This window comes from Pseudoxanthomonas suwonensis (assembly GCF_000972865.1).
Classification (GTDB): Bacteria; Pseudomonadota; Gammaproteobacteria; order Xanthomonadales; family Xanthomonadaceae; genus Pseudoxanthomonas; species Pseudoxanthomonas suwonensis_B.
On sequence record NZ_CP011144.1, the window covers coordinates 913,015 to 932,402 of the forward strand.

Consider the following 19,388-nt stretch of genomic DNA (forward strand, 5'->3'; position numbering starts at 1 on the left):
GACGGGGATGGGAGTGGCTGGAAGCCATCGCTCCCACGCAGCCGCCGCGCCATGCGGCACGCCACGCAGGCCGCGTCGGCTTCCATCCACTCCCATGCAGCACGGTGCCCTGCCCGCAGGGCGCAGCGGGACCGGCTTGCCGGCCGTTGCGGCAGCGACGCCATCGAGAAACGCCTGAACAGCCGCCGTCGTTCCCGCGAAGGCGGGAACCCAGTGACTTCAAGCCATCGAAAGTCAAAGGCGCTGGGTTCCGGCCTTCGCGGGAACGACTGGGAAAGTGCTGATTTCCGCTAGTACCCTCCCCCAGGAGTTCCCGCCATGTTGGACGACAGCCTCAAGACCCAGCTCCAGGCCTACCTGGAACGCCTGACCCGCCCGGTGCACCTGGTCGCCTCGCTCGACGACGGCGACGCCTCGGCGCAGATGCTCGCCCTGCTGCAGGACATCGAGGCCCTGTCGGCGAAGATCACCCTGGAAGCGCGCCGCGACGATGCCGAGCGCAAGCCGTCGTTCGCCGTGACCAGCCCCGGCCACGACATCTCGCTGCGTTTCGCCGGCCTGCCGATGGGCCACGAGTTCACCTCGCTGGTGCTGGCCCTGCTGCAGGCCGGCGGGCATCCGTCCAAGGCCGCAGCCGAGGTGATCGAGCAGGTGAAGTCGCTCGACGGCGAGTTCGTGTTCGAGAGCTACTTCTCGCTGTCCTGCCAGAACTGCCCGGATGTGGTCCAGGCGCTGAACCTGATGGCGGTGCTCAACCCGAAGGTCAGGCACGTGGCCATCGACGGCGCGCTGTTCCAGGACGAGGTCGAGGCACGCCAGGTGATGTCGGTGCCGACCGTGTTCCTCAACGGCCGGATGTTCGGCGCCGGGCGCATGGGCCTGGAGGAGATCGTGGCCAGGCTCGACAGCGGCGCGGAGAAGCGCGAGGCGGAGAAGATCGCCAGGAAGGCCATGTTCGACGTGCTGGTGGTCGGCGGCGGCCCGGCCGGCGCCGCGGCGGCGGTCTACGCCGCGCGCAAGGGCATCCGCACCGGCGTGGCGGCCGAGCGCTTCGGCGGCCAGGTGCTGGACACGATGGCGATCGAGAACTTCATCTCGGTGCCGCACACCGAGGGCCCGAAACTGGCCGCGGCGCTGGAGCAGCACGTGCGCGAATACGACGTGGACGTGATGAACCTGCAGCGCGCCACCGCGCTGGTGCCGGCCGGCGCCGACGGCCTGGTCGAAATCAGGCTGGCCAATGGCGCCTCGCTGAAGTCGAAGACCGTGGTCCTGTCCACCGGCGCGCGCTGGCGGCAGATGGGCGTGCCCGGCGAGAACGAATACCGCAACAAGGGCGTGGCCTACTGCCCGCACTGCGACGGCCCGCTGTTCAAGGGCAAGCGGGTGGCGGTGATCGGCGGCGGCAACTCCGGCGTGGAGGCGGCGATCGACCTGGCCGGCATCGTCGCCCACGTCACCCTGGTCGAGTTCGATGCGAAGCTGCGCGCCGACGAGGTCCTGCAGCGCAAGCTGCGCAGCCTGCCGAACGTGCGCATCGTCACCAGCGCGCAGACCACCGAAGTGCTGGGCGACGGGCACAAGGTCACCGGCCTGGTCTACACCGACCGCGTCGGCCACGACGCGCACCGGCTCGAGCTGGAAGGCGTGTTCGTGCAGATCGGCCTGCTGCCCAACACCGAATGGCTCAAGGGCACCGTGGAACTGAGCCCGCGCGGCGAGATCGTGGTCGACGACCGCGGCCAGACCAGCGTGCCGGGCGTGTTCGCCGCCGGCGACTGCACCACCGTGCCGTACAAGCAGATCGTGATCGCGATGGGCGAGGGCTCCAAGGCCGCGCTGGCCGCGTTCGACCACCTGATCCGCGCTTCGGCGCCGGAAGCCGAGCCGGTCGCGGAAGCCGCCTGAAAGCGCTAGGGTGGACCCGCGTCCGCCTTTCGGCGTTCCGGGAGGCGGCGCGATCCGGCGGGAGGGAATGCGATGAACCTGCGCGACCTCAAGTACCTGGTGGCCCTGGCCGACCACAAGCATTTCGGCCGCGCCGCCGCGGCCTGCTATGTCAGCCAGCCCACGCTCTCCACCCAGATCCGCAAGCTGGAGGACGAGCTGGGGGTGCCGCTGGTCGAACGCGCGCCGCGCAGGGTGATGCTGACCCCCGCCGGCCGCGAGGCCGCCGAGCGCGCGCGCCGGATCGTGGCCGAGGTCGAGCAGATGAAGGAGGCCGCGCGCCGCAGCCAGGATCCGGAGGCCGGCACGGTGCGGCTGGGCATCTTCCCCACGCTCGCTCCCTATCTGCTGCCGCACGTGGTGCCGCGGGTGCGCGCCCGCTTCCCGCAGCTGGAACTGCTGCTGGTGGAGGAGAAGAGCGACGAACTGCTTACCCGCCTGCGCGACGGCAAGCTCGACGCGGCGGTACTGGCCCTGCCCGTCCACGACGAGCAGTTGCACGCCGAGTTCCTGTTCGAGGAGCCGTTCGTGCTGGCGGTCCCGGAGAACCATCCGCTGGCGCGGCGCGCCACGCTGACCCTGGACGAGCTGTCCGAACAGCGCCTGCTGCTGCTGGAGGACGGCCACTGCCTGCGCGAGCAGGCGCTGGACGTGTGCCGCCTGTCCGGCGCGCACGAGAAGACCGAGTTCCGCGCCACCAGCCTGGAGACGCTGCGGCAGATGGTCGCCGCCAACGTCGGCGTGACCCTGCTGCCGACCCTGGCAGTGAAGCCGCCGGTGGCGCGCTCGGACAACATCCACCTGCTGCGCTTTGCCGACTCGCACCCCAGCCGCAGCATCGCCATGGTCTGGCGGCGCAGCTCGGCCATGGCCGGCTTCCTGGCGCGGCTGGCGCAGGTGTTCCGCGACCTGCCGCCGGGGCTGCTCTCGCCGGTCGCCTCGCCCGACGAGGGCAGGCCCGGCGCCCCGGTGCAGCCGGCCGCCACACCGCCACCGCCGCGCGGCGACTGGGCCTGAACGCGGCGGCCCGATGCGGTTGAACCCCCGCCCGTTACGGGCTACGGTGTTCCCACAACCAGTCGACCCGGGGCGGACGCGGAAACGCGCCGCCTTTTTCTTCATGCGCGCCCGGCGCGCACCCACCCGTGAGAGGAGCACCATGCCCACCCAACCCGCCAGCGGCCTGCCGCCGTCCCTGATCATCTCCAGCCGCGACCTGGCCCGGCTCGAAGCCCTGCTCGACTCCCCGGTGCTGAGCCGCCACCCGGCGGCGCTCGCGCTGATGGACGAACTCAACCGCGCCGAGGTGCTGCCACCCGAGCGCATCCCCGCCGACGTGGTGACCATGCATTCGCAGGTCGAGTGCGAGGACATCGCCAGCGGCGAGAACCACGTGCTGACCCTGGTGTATCCGAACGAGGCCGACGTCGAGCGCGGACGCGTCTCGGTCCTGGCGCCGGTCGGCAGCGCCCTGCTCGGCCTGTCGGTCGGCCAGTCGATCGACTGGGAGGTCCCTGGCGGCCGCACCCTGAAGCTGCGGGTGAAGTCGGTCCGCTACCAGCCCGAAGCGGCGGGCGACCTGCACCGCTGAGCGCAGGCCGGCGCAGTGCGCGCCGGCCGCGATCCTTGCGGTTGTAGGAGCGGACTTGAGTCCGCGACACCGACGACGTCGGCACAGGCGACTCCCCCATGGTTCCGACGCCCGGGTCGCGGTCATGCCCGCTCCTACACACACAAGAAAGCCGTCGCGCTGTTGCTCTTGTAGGAGCGGACTTCAGTCCGCGACACCGACGCCGTCGGCACAGGCGACGCCCCCAATGGTTCCGACGCCCGGGTCGCGGTCATGCCCGCTCCTACATGCCGCGTGCTTCCAGCGCCGCCACCGCCGGCAGGGTCTTGCCCTCGAGGAACTCGAGGAACGCACCGCCGCCGGTGGAGATGTAACTGACCTGGTCGGCGATGCCGTACTTGTCCACCGCCGCCAGCGTGTCGCCGCCGCCGGCGATGGAGAACGCCTTCGAGCCGGCGATCGCGCGGGCCAGGGTCTCGGTGCCCTTGCCGAACGCGTCGAACTCGAACACGCCGACCGGACCGTTCCACACCACCGTGCCGGCGGCCGCGATCAGCTCGGCATACTGCGCCGCGGTGCGCGGACCGATGTCCAGGACCAGGTCGTCGGCGCCGACCGCGTCGACCGGCTTCACCTCGGCCGGGGAATCGGCCTTGAACTCCCTGGCCACCACCACGTCCACCGGCAGCGGGATCTGCGCGCCGCGCACCTTCGCATCGGCGTCGATCTCGCGCGCGGTGTCGAGCAGATCGGCCTCGTACAGCGACTTGCCCACGCCGTGCCCGGCCGCGGCGATGAAGGTGTTGGCGATGCCGCCGCCGACGATCAGCTGGTCGACCTTGCCGACCAGGCTGGTGAGCAGTTCCAGCTTGGTCGAGACCTTGCTTCCGGCCACGATCGCCAGCAGCGGGCGCGCCGGGTTGGCCAGCGCCTTGTCCAGCGCGTCGAGCTCGGCCATCAGCAGCGGGCCGCCGGCGGCGACCGGAGCGAAACGGATCACGCCGTGGGTCGAAGCCTGGGCGCGGTGCGCGGTGCCGAACGCGTCCATCACGAACACGTCGCACAGCGCCGCGTACTTCCGCGAGAGCGCCTCGTCGTCCTTGCCCTCGCCGAGGTTCATGCGGCAGTTCTCGAGCAGCACGATCCGGCCTGGCTGCACCTCCACGCCGTCCACCCAGTCCTTGACCAGCGGCACCTCAACGCCCAGCAGTTCGGACAGGCGCGCGGCCACCGGCGCCAGCGAATCGGCCTCGCTCCACACGCCTTCCTTCGGCCGGCCCAGATGCGAGGTGACCATCACCGCCGCGCCCTTCTCCAGGGCCAGCTTCAGCGTCGGCACCGAGGCGGTGATGCGCTGTTCGGAGGTGATTTTTCCGCCTTCGATCGGGACGTTGAGGTCCTGCCGGATCAGCACGCGCTTGCCGGCAAGGTCGAGGTCGGTCATGCGGACGATGGACATGGTTCTGGCTCGTTGCGTTGGGGAAGGGGCGTGGCTGCGCGGCCAGCGGCCGCGACGGCGCGGACCGGCATTGTCCCGCCCATGCGCCGGCGCGGCAAACCCGCCGGTGGCTCAGTCCGCGGAAGGACGCTGGCGCAGCAGGCTCAGGCCCAGCGCGGCGACCAGCACCGCGCCGCCGATCAGCAGGCCCCACAGCAGCAGGCTCTTCCAGTCGACCTGCCGCTGCGGCTGCAGCGCGCGCTCGCCGGCCAGTTCCTCCACCGCGTCGGCCAGATAGGCGGGTGCTGGCTGCCAGCCGGCGCCGCGCTGGCGGCGCAGCGCTTCCAGCAGCGCCGGGATCGGCGCCTCGGCGCGGCTGGCGTTGGCACTGCCGGCTGCCAGCGCGAACGGCGGCGATCCCTGCGCCAGGAACACCACCACCTCCGGGCGGTAGCCCAGGCGCAGCACCGGCACCACGTCGCCGACCGGACTGCCCGCGCTCAGCCGCCAGTGGCGGTCGCGCACCATCGAAGCCAACGGCTTCGGCTCGGAATGGTCCGCGCCCCCGTCGCCGCTACCGCCGACCTGGAACGCCATCCACGGCCCGGCGCGCCACAGCCACGACCCGCGCGCATCCTCGCGGCTGTGCAGGGTCCACTGCACCGCGCTGTTGCCGGGCAGGCGCACGTCGGCGCGCTCCACCGGGAAGCGCCCGGGCAGGACATATTCGAAATAGTCGCGGCCGCCCTCGCTGCGCCGCTGCCCGGCGATCTCCACCCATTCCCAGCGGGCATCGGGCGGCGGCGGTGCCAGCTCGGCGATCACCCCGGTGAGCGCCGGCACCAGGCCCGGGCGCAATGGCAGCAGGCGCAGGTAGCGCGCCTGCCCGTCCAGCACGATCCGGCCCTGGACCAGGCGTTCGCCGCCGCGCTCCAGGTCCAGCAACGTGGTGCCTTCATTGAGCGTGCGCCACCGGCGCAGGTCGTTGCTGCCCTCGACCCGGTAGCGCACCTGCAGCGACTGCTGCGGCCGCTCCCATTCCAGCAGCAGCGCGCGCACCGGCTCGCGCAGGCGGCTGGCGTCGACCAGCCACTGCCCCGGCGCCGCGACCGCGCCGTCGCGCGGCTCGATCCCGGCCTCGATGCGGACGATGCCGCCGTCCTGGTCGCGCTCGGCGACCAGGCGCAGGTCGCCGCCACCGGCGGCCGGATCGACCGCGGGCAGCGGGAACCACGGCAGTGCCAGCGTGCGCGGCGGTTGCGCCAGCGGCTGCGCCGGCGACAGCAGCGCCGCCGGCAACGGCTGGCCGTCGGCGTTGAACACCTCGATGTCGCCCAACGCGGCCTGGCTGGCACTGCGGTACACCGCCTCGCCCAGCTCCACCCGGTAGGCGCCGCTCTCGTCCTGGCCCAGTACCAGCGGCCACTGCCGCGCGTAGTCGTCGCGGCTGCCGGCCAGCGCCGCCATCGACGGCAGCGCCAGCAACACCAGCAGCAGACCCAGCCATCGTTCCAGCCTCATGTGCGCCGGTCTCATGTCCGCTGGCTTCATGTCCGTCCTTCCTCCAGTGGGTCGTCGTGCGTGCGCGGCGGCGCCGGCGCCAGGTAGCCGACGATGGTGCACAACACGCCATAGGCGATGAACGAGACGATACCGAGTACGCCGCCCAGGTGCTGGCGGTCGACCAGCAGCAGCTTGGCCAGGACCACGCCCATCAGCACCGCGCCGGCCAGCCACAGCCCGCGCCGGCCGCGGCGCGAGCCGACGATCCAGCCGATCACGCCGAGCACGCTCCAGACCACGGTCAGGCTGGTCTGGGCCAGGCTGGTGGAGAGCAGCTCCGGGTTCCAGTCGATGCCACCCCAGTGATGCACGCTGCGCAGCGTGCTCGCGCTCAGCAGCAGGAAGCCGCCCAGCGCGACCACGCCGGTGCGCAACTGCGACAGCGTCGCGGGCGAGTGCGCCGACCACAGCCAGACGGCGGCGAGCGCCAGCGCGATCAGCTGCGCCAGTTCGGCCGGATTGAGCAGCGGCAACCACGGCAGCGGCGCCGGCGACGCCGCCAGCGCCAATGCCAGCAGCCAGCCGGTCGCGATCAATGCGAAGACCACGCCCAGCAGCGGCGTGCGCAGGCCGGCGACGGCGCCGGCGTCGCGCGGGAACGCGAGCCACGGCCAGCGCCGCAGCGCCAGCGCGGCCAGCGCCAGCCACGGCAACGCCAGCAGGGCCACGCGCCAGCCCTGCGCGAGGCCGGCGTCGGTCGCCAGCCAGGAGGCCCACAGCGACAGCGACAGCGGCCACAGCAGCCACCAGGCGAACTGCGCCAGGCCGGCCGTGCCGCCGTCGTCGTCGTCGCGCAGGCACCACAGGCTGCGCAGGCCCAGCACCGCGAACAGCGCCCACGCGGCCGCCCCCCAGCCGCCGCCGAACGGATGCGCGTGCACGGCGTCCTGCCACAGCGCCAGCGGCATCGCCAACGCAAACGCGGCGAACACCGTTGCCGCCAGTGCGCGCGCCGGACGCCAGCGGTGCACCTCTGCCGCGATCCAGCCGCTGGCCGCGGCGAAGGCGAGCAGCGCATCCGGACGTGCATCGGCGGCGACGAAGCGGTCGATCTCGTGAACGCCGTTGCCGCTCCACCAGGCCAGGCCCCACAGGTAGAACGCCAGCGCGCTGCCAGTCATGCCATGCGCGCGTGCGGCCCAGGCGCTGGCCAGGCCGGCCAGCGCGATCAGCAGCGCACCCATCGCGGTCGGGTTGAACAGCGGACGCGCATCGCCGCCGGCGTGGTCGAGCAGCCCGGCCAGCAGCGCGCACGCCGCCAGCAGCTGCAGCGCGGCGCCGGCGAACTGCGGCAACCCGCGGCCCTGGCGCAGGCCCAGCCAGAACAGGCCGGCACCCTCCAGCGCGAACGCGCTGGCAGTGGCGCGCGCCGACAGCGCCAGCGGCACAGCCAGGGTGGCGAAGCCCACGGCCAGGATCGCGTGCGATTGGCCCAGCACCGCGTAGCCGGCGCGGCGCAGCAACGCCCAGGCCAGTCCCGCATACAGCACGCCCAGGCCCAGCGCGCACAGCGCCAGCGGCAGGCGGTCGCCGTCGGCCAGCACGCCCTCCATCAGCCCCGCCTGCAATGCGAACGCGACCAGCGGCGTGCCGAACACCAGGCAGCCGTCGATGAAGTCGCGCCGTCCTTCCGGCTGGCGCCGCGCGAACAGGATCGGCACCAGCAGGTAGAAGGCGAAGAACAACGCCAGGAACGGCTGGGTGCTCGCATACTGCTCCGGCCGGTAGTCGTATACGCCCCACAGCGTGCCGATGCCGAAGGTGAACACGAAACCGAGCAGGTTGAGGATGCGCCAGGCGCGGAACCAGGCGATCGCCACGATCGCCGCGTTGAGCAGCGCGTAGTACGAGAACAGCGCCACGTGGTTGCCGCTGCCGGTCGACAGCCACAGCGGGGCGAGGAAGCCGGCCAGCAGCGCGAACACCGCCAGCGCCTTGGCGTCCTGCAGCACCGCCAGCAGGCCCATCCCGGCCACCAGCAGCCCGCTCAGCGCGAACGCCGCGCCGGCGGGCAGCACGCCGTACAGCTTGAACGCCGCATACACGGTCAGCAGCAGCACGCCGATCGCGCCACCCTGCAGGCTCAGCGCGAACACCCGGTTGCTCTGGCGCCGGCGCCAGGCGAAGGCGAGCGCGGCCAGCGCGACGGCGGCCACGCCGGCCAGGCGCAGTTCCAGCGGCAGCGAGAACAGGCCCTGGTCGCTGGCGTACTTGAGCAGCGCCGCGACGCCGGCCAGCAGCACCAGCATGCCGATCTTGACCGGCACGTTGCCGACGGTGAACCAGCGCTTGACCGTGCGCAGCAGGGCGGCGCCCGTGTCGGGCGTACCGGGGGCATCCTCGCGCCACGGCCGTGCGTTTGGCGGCGGCGGCAGCGGCGGCGGCGTGGAAGCGGCCGCACCGGTCGCGGCGCCGCCCGCAGGCGGGGCGGACCCGGTATCGGACGGCTGACCGGCGGAGGATGCCGCGGGCTGGTGCACTGCGGGTTCGTGCATTGCAGGAGCGTGCACCGAGGAGGCAGGCGACGATGCGGCGGAGACGGGTCGTGCCGGCGGTTGCGTCCGCATCAACTCGGACAGCGTCGGCGCCGCATCGTCCTGCGCCGGGCCGACGCCGGCCGCGGGGGCATCGGCCGGAGGCCGGGCCGCCTCGTCCCGGGCACGTGCCGGCGCCGGGCGTGCGGTGGCAAGGCGGAGTTCGGCGAGTGCGCCCTCCAGCGCCGCCACCCGCCCCTTCAGCGAAGACAGCGACACCAGAGCGACGACCAGCAGCACCGGCATCGCCAGCAGCGCCAGCCCGACCAGCACCAGGAACCCCACCAGTCCGTCCATCCCGCCCCCCGTCCGTCCGTTTCCGCAGCGGTCGCCGGTCGTGCCCGGCAACGGCTTGGCGTCGGCAGCGTCGGCGATGCATGGCCGGGTTGCAAGGTGTCGGCGGCCGCGTGCGGCGTGCGGCACTCGCAGTTCGGCGCGGGGTCCCGGCGCCCGGGGTCGTTGTAGGAGCCGACTTCAGTCGGCGACCCGACGCCGTCGGCACAGGCGACGCCCCCGCAACCCCGACGCCCGTGTCGCCGACTGAAGTCGGCTCCTACAGAAAAGGGCGCCCGTGGGGCGCCCTTTCCGTCACGACTGTCCGATGCCTGTTTGCCGCCGCTTACTTGCCGGCAACCACGCGGACCATCTCCAGGCACTTGTTGGAGTAGCCCCACTCGTTGTCGTACCAGGCCACCAGCTTGACGAAGGTCGGGTCCAGCTGGATGCCGGCGTCGGCGTCGAAGATCGAGGTGCGGGTGTCGCCGACGAAATCGGTGGCCACCACCTTGTCCTCGGTGTAGCCGAGGATGCCCTTCAGCGCGCCTTCGCTCTGCGCCTTGATCTCGGCCTTGATCTCCTCGTAGGTCGCCGGGTTTTCGAGTTCCGCGGTCAGGTCGACCACCGACACGTCCGAGGTCGGCACGCGGAAGCTCATGCCGGTCAGCTTCTTGTTCAGCGACGGGATCACCACGCCGACCGCCTTGGCCGCGCCGGTGCTGGACGGGATGATGTTCTCGAGGATGCCGCGGCCGCCGCGCCAGTCCTTGTTGGACGGGCCGTCGACGGTCTTCTGGGTGGCGGTGGCGGCGTGCACGGTGGTCATCAGGCCGCGCTTGATGCCCCACTTGTCGTGGATCACCTTGGCCAGCGGCGCCAGGCAGTTGGTGGTGCACGAGGCGTTGGAGACGATCGCCTCGCCGTTGTAGGTCTTGTCGTTGACGCCGTAGACGAACATCGGCGTGTCGTCCTTGGACGGGGCCGACAGGATCACCTTCTTGGCGCCGGCGTCCAGGTGCTTCTGCGCGGTGGCCTTGTCCAGGAACAGGCCGGTGGACTCGATGACGACTTCGGCGCCGACCTCGTCCCACTTCAGGTTGGCCGGATCGCGTTCCTGGGTCAGGCGGATCTTCTTGCCGTTGACCACCAGCGTGTTGCCCTCGACCTGCACCTCGCCCTTGAAGCGGCCGTGCACGGAATCGTACTGCAGCATGTAGGCCAGATAGTCCGGCTCGAGCAGGTCGTTGATCGCGACGATCTCGATGTCGTCGCCGAAGTTCTGCACCGCCGAGCGCAGCACGTTGCGGCCGATGCGGCCGAAACCGTTGATGCCAACCTTGATCGCCATGAATCCTGACTCCTGACGGCCGCATCCGGCGCGGCCCGTGGTGGATGGAAAGGGGCCGCCATTCTAGCACCGGCCCACCCGCGGCCACGGGCCGGGCGCAGCGGCCTTGACTGCAATCAAGGCGCGTGTCGCGGCGTCGCCGGACACTGGCGCCACTCCCCACACGCAAGCGAGTTGCCAATGAAACGGAAGCACCTGATCGCCCTCCTGGCCGCCGTCGCGGCGGGCACCGCCCTGCCCGCCGCGGCCCAGTCCGCCGGCGACTGGACCCTCGGCTTCGGCCTGCACCAGGTCGATCCGAAGTCCGACAACGGCGCCCTGGCCGGCGGCACCCTGCCGCTGTCGATCGGCAGCAACGCCCGCCCGAGCCTGACCTTCGAGTACTTCCTGCGCGACAACCTCGGCCTGGAAGTGCTGGCCGCCTGGCCGTTCGAGCACGACATCTCGGTCGACGGCATCGGCCGGGTCGGCAGCACCAAACATCTGCCGCCGACGGTCAGCCTGCAATACCACTTCAACGACGCAGGCGTGGTCTCGCCGGTGCTGGGCCTGGGCCTGAACTACACCACCTTCTTCAGCGAGGAAACGCGCGGCGCGCTGGCCGGCACCGACCTGTCGCTCGGCTCGTCGTGGGGCCTGGCCGCGCACGCCGGCCTGGACTTCCGCATCAACGCGCGCGGCGCGATCCGGGTCGACCTGCGCTGGATCGACATCGACAGCCGGGTCCGCGTCGACGGCGCCCACCTGGGCACCGCCAACATCGACCCGCTGGTGTACGGCGCCGCCTACGTCCTGAAGTTCTGAGCCGGCGCGGGAGTGGCCGCGGCGCGTCGGTTACAGTGCCGGCATGACCGCTTCCACTCCCACCCCCGCGTCCGGCGGCACGACACGGCACGCAGGCGCGCGCCGGCGCCGCCTGGCCATCCTGCTGTCGCTGCCCCTCGCCCTGGCACTGGCGTTGCCCGCGCAGGCCTGGGGACCGCTGGGCCATCGCCTGGTCGCGCGCCTGGCCGAACCCGACCTGACCCCGCAGGCACGCGCCACCGTCGCCCGCCTGCTCGCGGGCGAACCCGAACCCACCCTGCCCGGCATCGCCAACTGGGCCGACGAACTGCGCAGCAGCGATCCCGGCCTGGGCAGGCGCTCGGCGCGCTGGCATTACGTCAACCTCGACGGCGACGGCTGCGGCTACGACGCCGCACGCGACTGCCCACGCGGCGACTGCGTGGTCGCCGCGCTGGAGAAACAGACCGCGATCCTGGCCGACCCCGGGCGCACCGATGCCGAGCGCCGCCAAGCGCTGAAGTTCGTGGTCCACTTCGTCGGCGACGTGCACCAGCCGCTGCACGCCGGCCACGCCCATGACCGCGGCGGCAACGACTACCAGGTCAACTACCGCAACAAGGGCAGCAACATGCACTCGCTGTGGGACAGCGGCCTGCTCAACGCCCGGCGCCTGGACGAGGATGCCTGGCTGGCGCGGCTGCGCGCGCTGCCGGCGCCGCCACCGGTCTCGCCGATGCCGGCCGACGCGCCGCGGCTGTGGGCCGAGCAGTCCTGCCGCGTGGTGGCCGCGCCGGGCTTCTATCCGCGCGGCCACGTGATCGACGAGGCGTACGTCGATGCGCACCTGCCGATTGCCGAACGGCAACTGCGCCTGGCCGGCGCGCACCTGGCGGCCACGCTCAACGCCGCGTTGGGCGGCAATGGATAACCACGGAGGATCGCCCATGCCTGTCCATCCCGCTCAACCATTCCACCCGTCCGCCACGCTGCGGCGCCGCGCTCGCCTGCTGCTGCTGGCGTCGTTGGCTGCCGGACCCGTGGCCGCGCAGCATGCGCACGCGCCCGGCGCCGACACGCCTGCGCCGCCACCCTCGGTGGAGATCCCGCTGGAAGCGCAGGCGCGTGCGGGGCTGGCCCAGGCCCGCGTCGAGGCGACCGCCCATGGCCAGGCCCTGGACTGCACCGGCGTGGCCCTGGTCGACCTGCTGCGCCAGGCCGGCGCCATGCCGGACGCGCCGCTGCGCGGCGGTGCGCAGCTGGGCCGCCGGGTCGAGGTGGTCGCGCGCGACGGCTACCGGGTGACGTTCTCGCTGGGCGAACTCGACCCGAGCCTGGGCAACCGCCAGGTGTTCCTGGTCGACCGCTGCGATGGACAACCGCTGGACGCCGCCGCCGGTCCGCTGCGCCTGGTCGTACCCGAGGACAGCCGGCCGGCGCGCGGGATCCGCCAGATCGAACGCATCACCGTGCTTTCGCCGTAACGCCGCCCCACCGGAGAACGACGACATGCCCACCTTCACCGCGATCCTGCTTCGCCTCTCGATCCCCCTCCTGCTCGCCGGCGCGGCGCTGTTGCCCGCCGCCGCCCGCGCCGCGGACGACGCGCCGCTGACTGTGTTCGCCGCCGCCAGCCTCAAGGAGTCGCTGGACGAGGCGGCTGCCGCCTACCAGCAGGCCACCGGCACGCCGGTGCGGATTTCCTACGCGGCCAGTTCGGCACTGGCGCGGCAGATCGAACAGGGCGCACCGGCGCAGGTGTTCATCTCGGCCGACCTGGACTGGATGGACTACCTGCAGCAACGCAACCTCGTCGACACCGGCAGCCGCCGCAACCTGCTCGGCAACCGGCTGGTGCTGGTCGCGCCGCAGGCGAGCACCGCGAAAGTCGATCCGGCGAAGCCGGGATCGATCGCGTCGGCGCTGGGAGATGGCCGCCTGGCCGTAGGCCAGACCGCGACGGTGCCGGCCGGCAAGTACGCCCGCGCCGCGCTCGAATCGCTCGGGCAGTGGGATGGCGTGAAGACCCGCCTCGCCGAATCGGAAAGCGTGCGCGCCGCGCTGATGCTGGTGGCGCGCGGCGAGACGCCGCTGGGCATCGTCTACGCCTCCGATGCCAAGGCCGAACCGCGCGTGCGCGTGGTCGCCACGTTCTCCGAGGACAGCCATCCGCCGATCGTCTACCCGGTGGCGGCGCTGCGCGGTGCGCCGGAGCCGGCGCGCGACTTCGTGCGCTGGCTGGCCTCGCCGCCGGCGCGCGCGATCTTCACCCAGCGCGGCTTCGACGTGCTCGACTGAGGCGGCGGCGTGGCGACGACGTGGTTCTCGCCCGAGGAACTGACCGCCATCGGGCTCAGCCTGAAGGTGGCCACGGTCGCCGCGCTGGCCAGCCTGCCGTTCGGCGTGGCCGTGGCCTGGTTGCTGGCGCGGCGCCGCTTTCCCGGCAAGGCGCTGCTCGACGCGCTGGTGCACCTGCCGCTGGTGCTGCCGCCGGTGGTGATGGGCTTCGCCCTGCTGGTGCTGTTCGGCAACCAGGGACCGATCGGGCGCTGGCTGTATGACACCCTGGGGATCACCCTCGCCTTCCGCTGGACCGGCGCCGCGCTGGCCTGCGCGGTGATGGGCTTCCCGCTGATGGTGCGGGCGATCCGGCTGTCGATCGAGAACGTGGACCGCCGGCTCGAGCAGGCCGCCGCCACGCTCGGCGCCGCGCCGTGGCGCGTGTTCCTCACCATCACCCTGCCGCTGGCCTGGCCCGGCCTGGTCGCCGGCGCGGCGCTGGCCTTCGCCAAGGCGCTGGGCGAGTTCGGCGCGACCATCACCTTCGTCTCCGCCATCCCCGGCGAAACCCAGACCCTGTCGGCGGCGATCTACGGCCTGCTGCAGGTGCCCGGCGGCGAGGCCGGCATCTGGCGGCTGGCGGTGGTGTCGTTGTTCATCTCGCTCGGCGCGTTGCTGCTGTCGGAATGGCTGGTGCGGCGGCAGCGCAGCGCGGAGGAGGAGGAATGAGGCCGCTGCTTCCCATGTCCGGGCACCGCCGCGCCCGATGCGTCGTTGCGCCTGCCGGCGTCCGTCGGATCGTCGCCGGTCGCGGTGCTTCGGGATCGGGCATGACCGCCAGCGGAGTCGGCGCGTGCTGAGCCTGGACCTGCAGCTGCGCCGCGGCGGTTTCCGCCGCCACGTGCGCATCGAGGAGCAGGCGCGCGTGGTCGCGCTGGCCGGACCCTCGGGAGCGGGCAAGACCACCGTGCTCAACGCCATCGCCGGCCTGGTGCGGCCGGAATCCGGGCACATCCGCATCGACGACCGTGTGTTGTACGACAGTGCACGCGGCATCGACGTGCCCGCCCACCGCCGCCGGATCGGCTACGTGTTCCAGGACGCGCGCCTGTTCCCGCACCTGGACGTGCGCCGCAACCTGCGCTACGGCCGCCATGGCGACGCCCAGGCCCGCTTCGGCTTCGACGCGGTGGTGGAACTGCTCGGCATCGGCCACCTGCTGGCGCGGCGCACCGCCAACCTGTCCGGCGGCGAGGCGCAGCGCGTGGCGATCGGCCGCGCGCTTCTGTCGCAGCCGGCGATCCTGCTGTTCGACGAACCGCTCACCGCGCTGGACCCGGCGCGCCGCGAGGAACTGATCCCCTACCTGCAGCGCGTGCGCGACGAGGTGCGCCTGCCGATGCTCTATGTCAGCCATCATCCCGACGAGGTGCGGCGGCTGGCCGACGTGGTGCACGTACTGGATTGACGTGGCCTTGCCTGCCACCGGCGCAGGCTGGAAGTTCCGCTCGGACGTGCACTATCGCGGCGAAGGCCGCTTCATGGTCGCCGGCAAGGGAAGTGTCGCGGCGACGGCTATTCTGCCCGGGACATGCTGGAGCAGTGAGCGGCACACCGCATCCGGCCGCCCCCCGGTGGGCGACGGCCGCCGCCGCTGGCATGATCGCGCCGCGGATTTCGATGGAGCAGGCACATGGTTGTCGAGAGCGGCGCGCGCAGACGGTACCCGGCCCTGTTGTGCCTGTTGGCGATGGCGTGCGGCGCAGCCCCGCACGCGACCATGGCGGCCGGTGGCGACGGCCTGGAAGACGCGCGTGCGCCTTACGCCTCCGCCCACGAGAACGAGGGCATGGACTGCGCGACCTCGCCTCCCGCCACGGCGGTGCAGGCGAACCTGCCGGACCCGTTCGCCGGCCCCGACGGCACCCGGATCGCGGCCCGCGAGCAGTGGCGCTGCCAGCGCCAGCAAACGCTGCGGACGCTGGAAGATCAGGTATACGGGCGGAAGGGAACGGCTCCGGACAGCGTGACCGGCAACGTATACCCCGATCGCATCGACGTGACCGTGGACTACCGTGGCAGGCGCGAGACCTTCAGCGCCGTGCTGCACCTGCCTGACGGCCCCGGGCCGCATCCGGCGATCGTGGTAGTGGGTGGGATCGGCGGCATCGACCCGCGGCTGCTGGCCAGCGAAGGCGTGGCGCGGATCGACTACCTGCCGACCGCGATCGGCGCCGAGACCGGCAGCGGACGCGCAAGACGAGGCGCGTTCTTCGACCTGTACGGAGACGAGGTGCGGTCGACGGGCACGCTGATGGCCTGGGCCTGGGGCATCAGCCGCCTGCTCGACGTCATCGCGCAATCGGACCAGCGCCTGCTGCGCGCCGATGCGGTCGCGGTCGCCGGATGTTCGCGATTCGGCAAGGGCGCGCTCGCGGCCGGGGCGTTCGACCAGCGGGTGGCGCTGACCATGCCCATCGAATCCGGATCCGGCGGCGTGCCGGTCTGGCGCGGGGTGGCCGGCACCGGCGCGCAGCCCCCGCACAGCGCCTATGGCGAACAGCCCTGGCTGGGCGACGCGTTCGGCGCTTTCGCCGAAGCGGTGGACACGCTGGCGACCGACCAGCACCAGGTCGTGGGCCTGGTCGCGCCACGCGGCCTGCTGGTCCTGGACAATCCGCACATCGACTGGCTCGGCGCACGCGCCGGCCACCTCGGCGCGCTGGCGGGCGCCGAGATCTACCGGGCGCTCGGCGCCGCCGGCAACCTCGGCTACCACTCCGCGGTCGCGGATCCGAAGCATTGCGCATGGCGCGGCGAATGGGACGCGCCGGCACGTGACGCGATTCGCCGGCACCTGCGCCAGGCCGGTGCCGACGATCTGTCGATCATCGCCAGCGATACGGACTCCGTCCGGCTGGAGGATCACCGCGATTGGGATACGCCGCCTCTGCGGTGACGCCCCGTGGGCGGCGCGCATGACGCAGCCATCCACCCACAGACCACGCCCATCCGCGGCAACACCCTCGTTTCCGATCCCCGCACCGCGCATCCCCCGTCACCTCGCCTCCCACGCTCCTGTCAACATCCCCTCACGGCCGCGGCCACGCCATGGCTTAAGCTGCCGCCATGGCCAGGCACTTCACCGACTTGGAGGCGGCCCTGGAGCACGTGCTCGCCCGGTTGCCGCCGGACCTGCGCGTCGGCGCGCCGCTGGGGCTGGGCAAGCCGCACCGCCTGCTCAACGCGCTGTACGCGCGCATCGAGGACGACCCGGCGCGGCCGCTGCGCCTGTACACCGCGCTGTCGCTGGACCCGCCCGTGCCGGGCAAGGGCCTGCAGGCGCGCTTCCTGGAGCCGTTCCTGCAGCGCCACTTCGGCGACGACTTCCCGCGCCTGGCCTACGTGCAGGCGATGAAGCGCGATGCGCTGCCGGGCCACGTCGAGGTCGAGGAGTTCTACCTGCAGTCCGGCGCGCTGCTCGGCTCGGCGCAGATCCAGCAGCGCTACGCCAGCCTCAACTACACCCACGTCGCCGACGCGCTGGCCCACCGCGAACTCAACCTGATCGTGCAGAAGATGGCGCGCGAGCCCGACGGCGAACGGCTGTCGTTCTCCTGCAACAACGACATCACCCAGGACACCGTCGACGCGCACCGGGCGCGCGGCCTGCCGCGGCCGCTGCTGGTGGCCGAGATCGACCCGCGGCTGCCCTGGCTGGGCGGCACCGCGCTGGCGCCGGACGGCTTCTTCGACGTGGTGGTCGAGCCGCCTGGCCCGCACCCGCGCCTGTTCGGCCTGCCGCGGCAGCCGGTGGCCGACGCCGACTACGCCATCGGCCTGTACGCCAGCGCGCTGGTGCGCGACGGCGGCACCCTGCAGATCGGCATCGGCGCGCTGGCCGACGCGCTGTGCCACGCGCTGGTGCTGCGGCACGCCGACAACGCGCGCTACCGCCGGGCGCTGGCGGCGCTGGACCCTGAACTGGAACGACATCCTGCGGTACTGGAGAGCGGCGGCCTGGACCCTTTCGAGACCGGCCTGTACGGCTGCAGCGAGATGATCAACGAGGGCTTCAAGCACCTGGTCGAGGCCGGCGTGATCCGGCGCAAGGTGGTCGACGACCCGGCGCTGATGCAGCGGCTGGCCGACGGCACCGCCAACCTCGGTGACCAGGCACGGCTGCAGCGCGACGGCGAATACCTGCATGGCGCGTTCTACCTGGGCTCGCCTGACTTCTATGCCTGGCTGCGCGGCCTGCCGGAGGAGCAGTGCCGCGCCATCGGCATGCGCCGGATCCGCGAGATCAACCAGCTGTACGGCAACGACGAAGGCCTGGAGCGCCTGCAGCGCCGCGAGGCGCGCTTCTTCAACAGCTGCATGATGGCCACCGCGCTGGGCGCGGCGGTGTCCGACGCGCTGGAGGACGGGCGCGTGGTCTCCGGCGTCGGCGGCCAGTACAACTTCGTGGCCATGGCCCATGCGCTGCCGGACGCGCGCTCTGCGCTGATGTTCCGCGCGGTGCGCGAGTCGGGCGGCCGGACGGAATCCAACGTGCGCTGGAACTACGGCCACGCCACCATCCCGCGCCACCTGCGCGACCTGTACGTGAACGAATACGGTATCGCCGACCTGCGCCACCGCAGCGACGAGGACTGCGTGGTGGCGATGGCCGGCATCGCCGACGCGCGCTTCCGCCGGCAGCTGCTCGACGAGGCCACCGCCAACGGCAAGCTCCGCAAGGACTTCGCCGCGCCCGCGCACTGGGAACGGAACACGCCGCAGCGGCTGGCCGAGTCGCTAGCGCCGTTCCGCGCCGACGGCACCTTGCCCGACTATCCGCTGGGCAGCGATTTCACTCCGGTCGAGCAGCGGCTGGTGCGCGCGCTGGCGTGGCTGCAGGCGCGCACCGGCTCGCGCGCGGCGAAACTGCGCACGGTGCTGCAGGCCCTGGCCGCGCCGCCGGCCGCCGACCCCGAGGCCATGCAGCGCATGCAGCTGCAGGCGCCGCGCGGCGCGGACGACTGGCTGCAGGCGCGGCTGCTGCGACTGGCGCTGGCCGGCAGCCGCCGCGAAACCGGCTGAAACGGCGGCCGGCGGGAATCCCGCGGCGCAGGCGGGGCGACTTGGGCTTCATCGGAATTGTGCCGGAACCTGCGACTTCGACCCGCTTCGCGACGGACAGCTCTCACCTCGCATCCTCCTATAGCCGTCATTCCCGCGCAGGCGGGAATCCAGTGACTTTGCTTCCAGGAGTCCGCCTTGCGGGCGACACCGCGTCGGGACTACTACCTGGCTTTTGCGGCTTGGAGCAAGAGCGCTGGCTCCGGAGGGGGCCGCCGTGTCCTGGGGTTCTGGCGCATCGCTCCACTCCGGCGTCCTGCCTCCGAGTCGCGAACGCAGCACATCCATGTGCTGCTTGCGCCAGAACCCCAGGACACGGCGGCCTCGGATGCTTTGGGATCGCAACTTCGATCGAACCAGCAAAGACTAAGGCACCCCTCCCCAGCCCTACCCTTTGCCTGCGGCGAAGCTTTTGCCCCCTCTCCTCCGCTTTCGGGGCAGAGGGCTGGGGTCAGGGGAAAGCGCCAGCGGCGCGTCACGCCACACCGATTCCGCTGAATGGCGCCGGCGCGTCTTCACGCCGGG

The 19,388-nt window shown here is 72.1% G+C and carries 15 protein-coding genes; 11 read left to right on the forward strand and 4 right to left on the reverse strand.

Annotation, left to right across the window (positions count from 1 at the left end; all coding sequences use genetic code 11):
• Window positions 1–318: 318 nt before the first annotated feature.
• The 3 genes from ahpF (at window position 319) to rnk (ending at window position 3,538) form a co-directional block, all read left to right on the forward strand.
• Complete coding sequence (gene ahpF / locus WQ53_RS04020) at window positions 319–1,908, forward strand: alkyl hydroperoxide reductase subunit F (RefSeq protein ID WP_052630641.1); 1,590 nt, start codon at window positions 319–321, stop codon at window positions 1,906–1,908.
• Window positions 1,909–1,980: 72 nt separating this feature from the next.
• Window positions 1,981–2,964, forward strand: coding sequence for a DNA-binding transcriptional regulator OxyR (gene oxyR, locus WQ53_RS04025; RefSeq protein ID WP_052630644.1), 984 nt, complete (start codon window positions 1,981–1,983; stop codon window positions 2,962–2,964).
• Between the two features lie 142 nt (window positions 2,965–3,106).
• Entirely contained in the window at window positions 3,107–3,538 is a 432-nt protein-coding gene (gene rnk / locus WQ53_RS04030; RefSeq protein WP_052630647.1) for a nucleoside diphosphate kinase regulator, read from the forward strand.
• A 262-nt stretch (window positions 3,539–3,800) separates the two neighbouring features.
• Here the strand turns inward: rnk and WQ53_RS04035 are convergent, their stop codons facing one another.
• The 4 genes from WQ53_RS04035 to gap form a co-directional block, all read right to left on the reverse strand.
• A complete protein-coding gene (locus WQ53_RS04035) occupies window positions 3,801–4,976 on the reverse strand; it encodes a phosphoglycerate kinase (protein WP_052630649.1) in 1,176 nt (391 codons plus the stop codon).
• A gap of 111 nt (window positions 4,977–5,087) precedes the next feature.
• Window positions 5,088–6,476, reverse strand: a complete 1,389-nt coding sequence (locus WQ53_RS04040) for a DUF3999 domain-containing protein (protein WP_082112830.1) — start codon at window positions 6,474–6,476, stop codon at window positions 5,088–5,090.
• Window positions 6,477–6,502: 26 nt separating this feature from the next.
• Entirely contained in the window at window positions 6,503–9,349 is a 2,847-nt protein-coding gene (locus tag WQ53_RS04045; protein WP_082112831.1) for a DUF2339 domain-containing protein, read from the reverse strand.
• 322 nt (window positions 9,350–9,671) lie between these two features.
• On the reverse strand, window positions 9,672–10,676 hold the full coding sequence (gene gap, locus WQ53_RS04050; protein ID WP_052630652.1) for a type I glyceraldehyde-3-phosphate dehydrogenase: 1,005 nt from the start codon (window positions 10,674–10,676) through the stop codon (window positions 9,672–9,674).
• Between the two features lie 180 nt (window positions 10,677–10,856).
• On the opposite strand from gap, the gene WQ53_RS04055 reads away from it, so the two are divergent.
• The 8 genes from WQ53_RS04055 (at window position 10,857) to WQ53_RS04090 (ending at window position 18,824) form a co-directional block, all read left to right on the forward strand.
• The gene (locus WQ53_RS04055) at window positions 10,857–11,480 is read left to right on the forward strand and encodes an OmpW/AlkL family protein (RefSeq protein WP_052630654.1); all 624 of its coding nucleotides are present in this window, start codon (window positions 10,857–10,859) and stop codon (window positions 11,478–11,480) included.
• Between the two features lie 43 nt (window positions 11,481–11,523).
• Window positions 11,524–12,390: a S1/P1 nuclease gene (locus WQ53_RS04060; RefSeq protein WP_082112832.1), complete on the forward strand. Its 867-nt coding sequence runs from the start codon at window positions 11,524–11,526 to the stop codon at window positions 12,388–12,390.
• Between the two features lie 16 nt (window positions 12,391–12,406).
• On the forward strand, window positions 12,407–12,943 hold the full coding sequence (locus tag WQ53_RS04065; RefSeq protein ID WP_144409214.1) for a hypothetical protein: 537 nt from the start codon (window positions 12,407–12,409) through the stop codon (window positions 12,941–12,943).
• Between the two features lie 25 nt (window positions 12,944–12,968).
• Window positions 12,969–13,757: a molybdate ABC transporter substrate-binding protein gene (gene modA / locus WQ53_RS04070; protein ID WP_052630658.1), complete on the forward strand. Its 789-nt coding sequence runs from the start codon at window positions 12,969–12,971 to the stop codon at window positions 13,755–13,757.
• Window positions 13,758–13,766: 9 nt separating this feature from the next.
• Window positions 13,767–14,468, forward strand: coding sequence for a molybdate ABC transporter permease subunit (modB, locus tag WQ53_RS04075; protein WP_052630660.1), 702 nt, complete (start codon window positions 13,767–13,769; stop codon window positions 14,466–14,468).
• 124 nt (window positions 14,469–14,592) lie between these two features.
• Window positions 14,593–15,207 (forward strand): molybdenum ABC transporter ATP-binding protein, encoded by a 615-nt coding sequence (gene modC / locus WQ53_RS04080; RefSeq protein ID WP_052630662.1) that lies wholly within the window; start codon window positions 14,593–14,595, stop codon window positions 15,205–15,207.
• Between the two features lie 225 nt (window positions 15,208–15,432).
• A complete protein-coding gene (locus WQ53_RS04085; protein WP_144409215.1) occupies window positions 15,433–16,698 on the forward strand; it encodes a topoisomerase in 1,266 nt (421 codons plus the stop codon).
• A 170-nt stretch (window positions 16,699–16,868) separates the two neighbouring features.
• Window positions 16,869–18,824 (forward strand): acetyl-CoA hydrolase/transferase C-terminal domain-containing protein, encoded by a 1,956-nt coding sequence (locus WQ53_RS04090; protein ID WP_052630664.1) that lies wholly within the window; start codon window positions 16,869–16,871, stop codon window positions 18,822–18,824.
• Window positions 18,825–19,388: the final 564 nt, after the last annotated feature.